The 7,369-nt window shown below is 62.6% G+C and carries 6 protein-coding genes; 4 read left to right on the forward strand and 2 right to left on the reverse strand.

The genetic code is table 11. From position 1 onward, the window contains the following. Nucleotides 1-262: 262 nt before the first annotated feature. Complete coding sequence (gene potE, locus QMX97_RS31010) at nt 263-1,591, reverse strand: putrescine-ornithine antiporter (protein WP_282398180.1); 1,329 nt, start codon at nt 1,589-1,591, stop codon at nt 263-265. Nucleotides 1,592-1,932: 341 nt separating this feature from the next. Between potE and QMX97_RS31015 the strand changes: the two genes are divergently transcribed. From QMX97_RS31015 to QMX97_RS31025, 3 genes are all read left to right on the forward strand, one after another. Next, complete coding sequence (locus QMX97_RS31015; RefSeq protein ID WP_282398181.1) at nt 1,933-3,306, forward strand: iron-containing redox enzyme family protein; 1,374 nt, start codon at nt 1,933-1,935, stop codon at nt 3,304-3,306. Between the two features lie 11 nt (nt 3,307-3,317). Next, nucleotides 3,318-4,262, forward strand: a complete 945-nt coding sequence (locus QMX97_RS31020; protein ID WP_282398182.1) for a class I SAM-dependent methyltransferase — start codon at nt 3,318-3,320, stop codon at nt 4,260-4,262. Between the two features lie 90 nt (nt 4,263-4,352). Next, entirely contained in the window at nt 4,353-5,597 is a 1,245-nt protein-coding gene (locus QMX97_RS31025; RefSeq protein WP_282398183.1) for a zinc-dependent alcohol dehydrogenase, read from the forward strand. Between the two features lie 46 nt (nt 5,598-5,643). Here the strand turns inward: QMX97_RS31025 and QMX97_RS31030 are convergent, their stop codons facing one another. After that, complete coding sequence (locus QMX97_RS31030) at nt 5,644-6,075, reverse strand: hypothetical protein (RefSeq protein WP_106803473.1); 432 nt, start codon at nt 6,073-6,075, stop codon at nt 5,644-5,646. Between the two features lie 164 nt (nt 6,076-6,239). On the opposite strand from QMX97_RS31030, the gene QMX97_RS31035 reads away from it, so the two are divergent. Then, on the forward strand, nt 6,240-7,253 hold the full coding sequence (locus QMX97_RS31035) for an ABC transporter substrate-binding protein (protein WP_282398184.1): 1,014 nt from the start codon (nt 6,240-6,242) through the stop codon (nt 7,251-7,253). The last annotated feature ends 116 nt before the right edge of the window (nt 7,254-7,369 follow it).

A 7,369-nucleotide genomic window follows, 5' to 3' on the forward strand; every position in this document is an offset into this window, starting at 1 on the left:
CGAAAGCGGTGTGTCAGTCGCTTAAAAGGGTGACTGACCCACCGCCTTCGCGGGCAAGCCCGCTCCCACATTTGGCGTGTGTTCTAAGGCTGGAATCGGGTTGTACCGTCGTCGAAACTGTTGTCGAAACGCCTCTAATCTCAAGCTCAAACACCGATCAAAACTGTGGGAGCGGGCTTGCTCGCGAAAGCGGCTTTCCAGTCGCTGAAAAGGGTGACTGACCCACCGCCTTCGCAAGCAAGCCCGCTCCCACAGTTGACCTTTATATACCAGGAGCCCAGACCTGTTCCTCGACAAAACGCCTGGCCAGGAATCCATACAGCAAATACCCGAACGCCAGCACCAGCATCGCGCCAAATACGGCCTCTTCGCCGCAGGCATAAATCGCGTACAGCGAGTACCCCACGGCTACCAGCACCACCAGCGTATTACGCGCTTGCACCGCTGCGGTGGCGCGTGCCTTGTGCATCATCACCAGCAAGCCGGTGAGGGCGGTCACGTAGGGCACCAGGTTGGTCACCACTGCCAGGTTCACCAGTTTGCTGAATTGCGCGCTGGCTGTTGGCGAAATGGTCGACAGGGCAATCAGGCTCTGCAGCGTCGCACACGCGAGCAGTCCGAGTACCGGCGCATTCGCCGCGCTGACCCGGCTGAAAAAGGCCGGAAACAGACGCTGGTCCGCCGACATCTTGGCCGTCTGCGCCAGGGTGAACTGCCAGCCCAGCAGTGAACCGATGCACGCCACCACGGCCAGCGCCATGATCACTTCACCCACCCAGGGCGTGAACATCTGCGCATACACCAAGGCAAACGGCGCCGAAGACTCGGCCAACTGCGCATTCGGCACGATGCCCTGGATCACCGCCGTCGACAGCACGTACACCAATGCCGCGCCCAGGGTGCCGAGCAGGCAGGCCAGCGGCACGGTGCGCTGGGGCTCTTCCACCGCGTCATAGCCTTGCGCCGCCGACTCCATGCCGAGAAATGCCCACAGCGTCAGCGGAATACTCGCACCGATGGCGTCCCACAGTTCCAGCTGATTGGGGTTCCAGGCCGCCACAAACACCTCGGCATTGAAGTAGAACCAGCCGACCACACACAGCCCCACCACGGGAATGATCACGCCCCACACCGTCACCACCCCGATGCGCCCGGTCAGGCGCGGGCCGCCGAAGTTGGCCACGGTGGTCAGCCAGATCAGTGCCAGGCTGCCGATGAACAACGGCACCGGCCCGCTGCCCAGCCACGGCACAAACGACGACAGATAACCCACGGCTGAAATAGCAATCGCCACATTGGCGATGATCAGCGACAGAAAATACAGAAACGAGCACAGGAAAAATCCCGACTTGCCGTGGGCCTCTTCGGTATACGCCGACATACCGCCGGTGCGCGTACAGAACAGTCCGCACTGGGCAAAGCCATATGCGATGGCCATCGAGCCCACTGCCGTGATCACCCACGACAACAACGAAATCGCGCCCAGCTGCGCCATGCTCGCCGGCAACATGATGATGCCCGAGCCCATCATATTGATCGTGACCAGCGTGGTCAGGCCCAACAGGCTCATCTTTTTACTCGGCTCGGGCATGTTCGTTCCTTGGATTGGCGGGGGAACACTGCCCCAGTGGTGAGGGGCACCTTGTGTAGAGGCAACTTACTGCGTTGCGTGGGCTTTGTGTATCAAGTGAGCTTTTTTTGTGCGGAGTGACGTTTTTCGAGTGCCCATTGGCTCGCCGGAGCGCCCATCCCCGCCTCGGCGGGTGTACGGGCTGGGTCATCTATAACCGCCGATCCGCCCCTTCTTAACCCCGATTGAATTTTCCGCACACCCCGATGCTCTGCACTGTTAGAAGCGTGTGGTTTTCAGCGCTCTTGTGGGGCTTCCTTGTTGGGAGGCCGGTTGCATCGGACTTTGCGGACACTGCCATCATGACGCTTTTTACAGCGCTGTCGGGCCAACCGGCCTCCCTTACCCAGCCGGGCCAGTGCCAGCGGGTGTATCAACAGCTGCATGGCGAAACTGCGGGTGCAGAAGAGGTCGCGCGGGCATTTATTCGCGCGCAATTGGCACAGTTGCGCGACGTGCCCGGCGAGTTGCCCGAGGCGCCCGAGCAATTGCCCGCGTGGGTCGAGCAGCGCTGCGCCGAGGTGGCCCAGACTTATGCCGATTACCTGGAGCAACGCCAGCAAGGCCAGTCACGCCGCTATTTCCAGAACAAGGCCCATGCGTTGTACTTCCTGCAGCGCGTGGCGCCGACCAAACATGTCGACGGCGCCTGGCTCAACGGCCTGCTGCGCTATTGGCAGGACCCGCGTTTCGACGGCCTGCTCACCACCTACCTTGAAGAGTTGGGCGACGGTGAGGCGGCGCAGAATCATGTGCTGATCTACCGCAAATTGCTCAGCGAACACGATGCCGACAGCGACGCCGGCCTGGAAGACAGCCATTACCTGCAAGGCGCGCTGCAACTGGCGCTGGGGCTGTGTGCCGAGGAATTCCTGCCGGAGATCATCGGCTACAACCTGGGCTATGAGCAGTTGCCCTTGCACCTGTTAATCACGGCGTACGAGCTGAGCGAGCTGGGCATCGACCCGTACTACTTCACCCTGCACGTGACCATCGACAACGCCAGCAGCGGCCACGCGTGCAAGGCCGCGCAGTCGGTGCTGAATTTATTGCCGCTGGGCGAGGGCAGGGCGGACTTCTATCGCCGGGTGGCCGACGGGTACCGGCTCAACGACCTCGGCCTGGGCACCACCGCGGTGATCAGCCGGTTCAATCTGCAGGACGAAGTGGTGGCGATGCTCGAACGCAAGCGCACGTTCGGCCAGCACATGCATTCGGACTACTGCCGCTTCGAGGGCCAGACCGTCAATCAGTGGCTGGCCCAGCCGGGGCAGATCGGCGCCTTTCTCCAGGCCCTGGAAGACAAGGGCTGGATCAAGCGCAACCAGGACCCGGCCGACAGTCGTTTCTGGCAATTGATCGAAGGCGCCGGCGCGGCGATGTTCGGCGTGTTCAGCGGCTATGAAAAACAGCTGCTGCATGACTGGATCGCCGGTGAGTGGGTCAGCAGCCAACGCGTGCCGCCGGTACGGCCAGGGCGCGGTAGCCGCTTCTCGCGCGAGCAGCACCGCCCGGCGGATCCGGACACCCAGGCGCTGGTGGATTCGCTGTGGAACCTGTCCGACGAGCAGCAGCTCCAGGCATTGATTCCCTGGCTGTCGGCGCGGCGCCATTGCACGCCCGCCGGTTTGTACGCCACCCGACGTTTTATCCAATTGCGCGCGCGCCTGCGCTGAGGTCCTAGCCCATGTCTGCACAACAACTTGCCGACCGCGCCTTGCTCAACCTGGGCCGGGGGTTGAAGGAGCACGGCTACCGGTTCATCACGCCGACGCCGTTGACCCATGAGCGGGTCTATCAACGCTTGCCCACGCCACTGGCGGTGGATCTGCGTGATGTCTTTGGCTGGTCGATGCCGTTTGACAATCAGCTGCTGCCCGAAGCATTTCGGGAAGAGTTGCAGCAGGCCGATGTGATCGAGAAGCACGACGCGCTGTGGCGCAGCGCAGTGCGTTGGTCGAGCCTGGATGATCTGCTGCTGGCCCACTCGGCGTACCCCACCACACAGTCGGATGCGGTGTTTTTCGGACCGGACAGCTACCGCTTCGCGCACCTGCTCGAAGCCCATCTGCAACAGCGCGGCGAGCCGATCACCCGCGCCGTGGACATCGGCTGCGGCGCCGGTGTCGGCGCGCTGGTGGTCGCCCGCGCGCGGCCCGACGCCGAGGTGCTGGCAGTGGACATCAACCCGCGTGCCTTGCGCCTCACGGCGGTGAACGCGGAGCTGGCGGGACTGGCCAACGTCAGTGCCTACCACAGCGATGTGCTGGGCGGTGTCGAGGGCGAATTCGACCTGATCGTCGCCAATCCACCCTACATGAACGACGACCGTCAGCGCGCCTATCGGCATGGCGGCGGCGCGCTGGGTGAGCAACTGTCGGTGCGTATCGCCAGCGAATCACTCGGGCGCCTGGCCCTTGGAGGCAGCCTGGTGCTCTACACCGGCGTGGCGATCGTTGCCGGTGAAGACCCGTTTCTGGCGGCGGTCAAGCCGCTGCTTGCCAGCGACGCTTTCGGTTGGACCTACCGCGAACTCGATCCCGATGTGTTCGGCGAAGAGCTGGGCAAACCCGGGTATGAGCGCGTGGAGCGAATTGCCGTGGTCGCGCTCACCGTCACCCGTTTGCGCTGACCACTCATCAGGTGTGGACGCACGCTGGAGGAACGCTCGCCGGCTCGACCGCCCTTATCTATAACCCCTTCAATGGCAGGAGTGCAGAGCATGCGAGCGATGACTTTCCAGGGCGCCCACAAGGTGCAGGTGGACACGGTTCCCGATCCGATCATTGAGCAGGCGGACGACATCATTTTGCGCGTCACCGCCACGGCCATATGTGGTTCGGACCTGCACCTGTACCGGGGCAAGATCCCCACGGTGGAGCACGGGGATATCTTCGGCCACGAGTTCATGGGCATCGTCGAGGAAACCGGGCCGGCGGTGACGGCCGTGCAGCGCGGCGACCGTGTGGTGATCCCGTTCGTGATTGCCTGTGGTGATTGCTTCTTCTGCCAGCTCCAGCAGTTCGCCGCCTGCGAAACCACCAACGACGGGCGCGGCGCGATCCTGAATAAAAAGGCGATCCCGCCGGGCGCGGCGCTGTTTGGCTATAGCCGTTTGTACGGCGGCATTCCCGGTGGCCAGGCCGAGCTGGTGCGGGTGCCCAAGGCCAATACCGGGCCGTTCAAGGTGCCTGGCACCCTTGCGGATGAGAAGGTGTTGTTCCTTTCCGACATCCTGCCCACCGCATGGCAGGCTGTGACCAATGCCGGCATCGTCGAGGGCTCAAGCGTGGCGATCTATGGCGCCGGCCCGGTGGGACTGCTCAGCGCCGCGTGCGCACAGATGCTTGGGGCCGCGCAGATCTTCATGGTCGACGATCACCCGTATCGCCTGGCCTATGCACAGAAAACGTATGGCGTGATCCCGATCAACTTCGAGGACGACGATGACCCTGCCGACACCATCATCCGCCAGACTGCCGGTATGCGCGGCGTCGATGGCGTGGTCGATGCGGTCGGCTTCGAGGCCAAGGGCAGCACCACCGAAACCATCCTCACCACCCTCAAGCTCGAAGGCAGCAGCGGCAAGGCCTTGCGCCAATGCATCGCCGCCGTGCGCCGGGGTGGCACGGTCAGCGTGGCCGGGGTGTATGCCGGGTTTATCCATGGCTTCATGTTCGGCGACGCGTTCGACAAGGGCCTGACTTTCAAGATGGGCCAGACGCATGTGCAGCGGTTCCTGCCGGAGCTGCTGGGGCACATCGAACTGGGGCACTTGAACCCGGAGGCGATCGTCACCCATCGCCTGTCGCTGGAGCAGGCGGCGCGTGGCTATGAGCTGTTCGACAAGGCCGAGGAGGATTGCCGCAAGGTGATCCTGCTGCCGGGGATCGACGAGCGGCCACTGGTCGAGCCGCTGGAAGAACTCACGCCGGAGATTCGCGTGCAGGGCGTCCCCGGGTTCTAGGCGATCCCTTGCAGGAGCAGGCAAGCCGGCTCCTGCAGGGAGTTGATCAGGCAGCAGCTTGTGGCTGCAGGCGCAACTCGCCGTCGACATCCTTGACCAAGCCGCTGGCCAGGAACAGCGGTGCCAGGCGCTTGTGCAACTGCGGTTCGACGAACTCCTTTACCGTGTCCAGCGCCAGCGCACCACTGAGCGGCAGCTCGGCCTTTGTGTACGACAGCCAGGCTTTCTTGAGCATCTGCAATACATCGCTGCCGGCCGTCGAAGCGAAGCGGCGGTGGCTCGGTTTACCGTCGAAAGCGAACGAGTGCTGGAACTCATAGCCCGTCTCGTCACCTCCACTGGCCGTGCAGCGCACGCAGGTGCAGGGGCCGTCGCCGAACGCGCTGCGCAGGTAGGCGTTGAAGTCCACCACGGGTTTGAGTGACAGGCGCTTATCCACCTCGAACAGGTCCCCGGTCATTTTTTCGTCAGTGTTCAACGTCCATTTCCTCGCAGTCTGCGGCAGTTTTACAAAGCGCGGCACAATACCAGCCGCACGCCAATTTGGGGATTATTTGCATAACAATAGACCCCAATATTCTTTTGCTGTCTTAAAAACCGCCGCTACGCTCCAGCACCTTCCCGAAAACGCGGCAGACCCCCATGACCTTCAAGCTTTCCCCCCTGACCCTCCTGGCGGCATCCCTCGCCGCTGCCTCGGCCTTGCTCAGCCCCGGTGCGCAGGCCGAAGGCACCATCAGCATCGCCCAGCAATTCGGCATCGGCTACCTGATCCTCGACGTGGTGCGCGATCAGCACCTGATCGAAAAACACGGCAAGGAGCAGGGCCTGGATATCAAGGTGGAATGGAACAGCATATCCGGTGCCACCGCCATGAATGAATCGCTGCTGGCCGGCGCCCTGGATGTGGTCTCGGCCGGTGTGCCGCCGATGCTCACGCTGTGGGACCGCACCAAGGGCAAGCAGAACGTCAAGGCCATCGCCTCCCTCGGCTCGATGCCCAATTACCTGCTGACCAACAACCCCAACGTGAAGACCCTCAAGGACTTCACCGAGAAAGACCGCATCGCCGTGCCCGCTGCCGGCGTGGGCTTTCAGTCACGCACCCTGCAGATCGAAACCGCCAAGCAGTTCGGCGATGCCAACTACAAGAAGTTTGATGACATCTCCATCAGCCTGGCCCACCCCGACGCCACGGCGGCGTTGATTGCCGGCGGTTCGGAGATCAACTCGCACTTCTCCAGCCCGCCGTTCCAGTACCAGGAGCTGTTGAATCCCAACGTGCACAAGGTGCTCAGTTCCTACGACATCCTTGGCGGCCAGGCTACGTTCAACGTGCTGTACACCACGCAGAAATTCCACGACGAAAACCCCAAGACCTACAAGGCGTTCTATGACGCACTGGCCGAGGCCGAGAAAATCATCAAGGCCGACAAACCGGCTGCGGCCAAGGCGTATATCCGCGTAGAGCAGTCGAAGTTGCCGCTGGACCTGGTCGAGAAAATCGTCCAGGACCCGGAAATCGACTTCACCATCGTGCCGCAGCGCACCTATATCTATGCCGAGAAATTGCAGGCGCTCGGAGTGCTGAAAAACAAGGCGGCGAGCTGGAAGGACTACTTCTTCGAAGAAGCCCATGGCGGCAACGGCAGCTGACCCGCCAAGACCCTGATGTCGAACGCCGCCAAATGTGGGAGCCGTCGAGCTTTAGCGAGGCCGCGAAGGCGGTGTGTCAGGCACAGAAGGATTGTCAGTACCGCCGCCTTCGCAGC

Source organism: Pseudomonas sp. PS01298 (assembly GCF_029959745.1).
Classification (GTDB): Bacteria; Pseudomonadota; Gammaproteobacteria; order Pseudomonadales; family Pseudomonadaceae; genus Aquipseudomonas; species Aquipseudomonas aylmerensis.